3 protein-coding genes are annotated in these 2,262 nt (G+C 32.1%); all 3 read left to right on the top strand.

The window, feature by feature from the left end; translation table 11 throughout:
- Positions 1-598 precede the first annotated feature (598 nt).
- The 3 genes from FTU44_RS14980 to FTU44_RS14970 all read left to right on the top strand — a co-directional run bounded on the left by FTU44_RS14980 (position 599) and on the right by FTU44_RS14970 (position 2,095).
- A complete protein-coding gene (locus FTU44_RS14980; protein WP_228278815.1) occupies positions 599-1,405 on the top strand; it encodes a hypothetical protein in 807 nt (268 codons plus the stop codon).
- 105 nt (positions 1,406-1,510) lie between these two features.
- Positions 1,511-1,813 (top strand): type II toxin-antitoxin system RelE/ParE family toxin, encoded by a 303-nt coding sequence (locus FTU44_RS14975; protein WP_000286964.1) that lies wholly within the window; start codon positions 1,511-1,513, stop codon positions 1,811-1,813.
- On the top strand, positions 1,814-2,095 hold the full coding sequence (locus tag FTU44_RS14970; protein ID WP_000985610.1) for an addiction module antidote protein: 282 nt from the start codon (positions 1,814-1,816) through the stop codon (positions 2,093-2,095).
- Positions 2,096-2,262: the final 167 nt, after the last annotated feature.

The raw sequence follows: 2,262 nt of genomic DNA, 5'->3' as shown, positions 1-2,262 counted from the left end.
CATTCTGTACCGTTAGAGTTTAGATAATTAAATACATATTGTACCGAAATTAAATATTAAGTCTATAAATACGGTTTTTGAGTTGCTTTTTAAGACTTTATTTTGTTCCGTTAGGCTATACTCTAAAAATACAAAAATACAAAAATACAAAAATACAAAAATACAAAAATACAAAAATAAAAAATTATAAAATATGATAAGTGACCGTCACACGACACATAAGTTGTCATTGATAAAAACCTTCATTATTGGAGGTTTTTATCAAGTCTCATATTAATTTTAGAAAATTAAAACTTTATGGGTTTTCCAAAATCAATAATTACTTGGACGTTTATTCTTCTTTTATCGGGACATTGTTTCTGCTTTAAGGTTAAATAAGACTACATAAAACCGTGGAACATTGCTCAATAATTAAGCGTGGAACAAGAAAAAACATAAAAAAAGCCCGAACAGTGATGCTCGGGCTATAAACTTTGAAATAAGTATATGAATTTCAAGGTAAATTATAACACGTTTCGTATAAGGTGTATTATGTTAATTTTAGGGAAATTTAACTATTCTGATTTTGCTGAAATCATAAATTTATAAGAGATAAATAATGCTAATAAAAAGATATTGGATTATTTCCTCGTATGTCCTGTTACTTATTGGATGTACATCAAAAGATATTTCAAAAGATATTCCTAAAGAAGGGGAAATAGTGACATGGAAGCAGAATCCAAATTTGATAGTAAAAGCAAAGCTTGGTCCACGTAGAAAACATATTCCTGACCAATTTGATAATGAATTTTATCGCCCTGAACGTGAACATTATTTAGGGCAGTTTCCAATTGACTATATTCCTGAAAAATTTCCCGCTATAACTCAAGAGGAAGCAAATACTTTACCAATGCCTGACTCTAATCGACAATTAGAATTTTATTTAACTTTCAATAGGGAAAAAATAGAAGCTACGGATGGTTTTGCACCTGATCATAAAGATCAGGTACGAGTACGAATAAAAGGTTTAGGTTTAGAGATGAGGGAAAATAATACTGATACAAAAAAAGTAATTCTTAATAATATTACTCCGGAATATGTCAAGATGGATTCGAAATTTAAAAAATTCGGCTTGGAATGTTATCGGAGGATTTTTTCTGATGAATATCTATTTTGTTATGCAGATTCGAATATTCCAAATGTTTCTGGTGTCTTTCTTAAAGTTAATACAAGAGGAAGAAGACCAGAAAATGGAGAATCAATTGAAATAATAGGAAATAACTATGAATCAAATAAGTATGGGGATATATGGGTTCAATGGGAAACTAATTTAAACAATTGGGAGAAATGGCAAGATATTGATAATGCAATATGGCGCTTATTAGACACATGGAACTCAGCTCCATCATCTCAAAAAAATAACTAAATTTTACTTATTTAACATAATGGCGGTTATACGAAATTCTGTTGTAGCCCCATACATTCAAGTTTATTTCTTGCATGAATGTATCCTATAGGATACATTACTCTTATGTACTCAATATATACCACTGAAGTCTTTGATGACTGGTTTACTAAGTTAAAAGACCAGCAGGCAAAAAGACGTATACAAGTCCGAATTGATCGGGTTGAAGATGGAAACTTTGGAGATACTGAACCAGTAGGTGAAGGTGTCTCTGAATTACGTTTCTTCTTTGGACCTGGCTACAGGATCTATTACTGTAAGCAAGGGCAAAGGGTCGTTATTCTTTTAGCAGGCGGAGACAAGTCTACGCAAAGTAAAGATATAAAACTTGCCCTACAATTAGCACAAGATTTAGAGGAGGAGCTGTAAATGGCTATCAAACTTCGTAAATGGGACAGTGCTGAACATCTTAAAACAGAAGAAGATATGCAAGCTTACCTACAAGCCTGTATCGATGAATCTAATGGTGATGCGGCATTCATTGCAAAAGCTTTAGGTAATATTGCTAAAGCTAAAGGAATGGCTCAATTATCAAGAGATACTGGTTTAGGTCGAGAAAGTCTTTATAAAGCACTTTCTGGCGATGTAAATCCAAGCTTTGATACTGTTATTAAAGTCGTAAAAGCACTGAATTTACGCTTAGCAATTTAAAAAAAACTAGTAAAAAAGGGAGCTTTAAGCTCCCTTTTTCATGTTATTCACCAATTAAAATGTCTATGCGATAAACCATTTAAAATGTCCTGTTTTTAACCACAAGAGTCAAGCACAGGATTTAAATTTCTTTGTCCAATAACAGCTTTCTGAGCTTTACGGCTCGG

The organism is Acinetobacter sp. YH12105 (genome assembly GCF_013419095.1).
Classification (GTDB): domain Bacteria; phylum Pseudomonadota; class Gammaproteobacteria; order Pseudomonadales; family Moraxellaceae; genus Acinetobacter; species Acinetobacter pseudolwoffii.
This window is presented reverse-complemented; position numbering and strand designations above follow the sequence as displayed.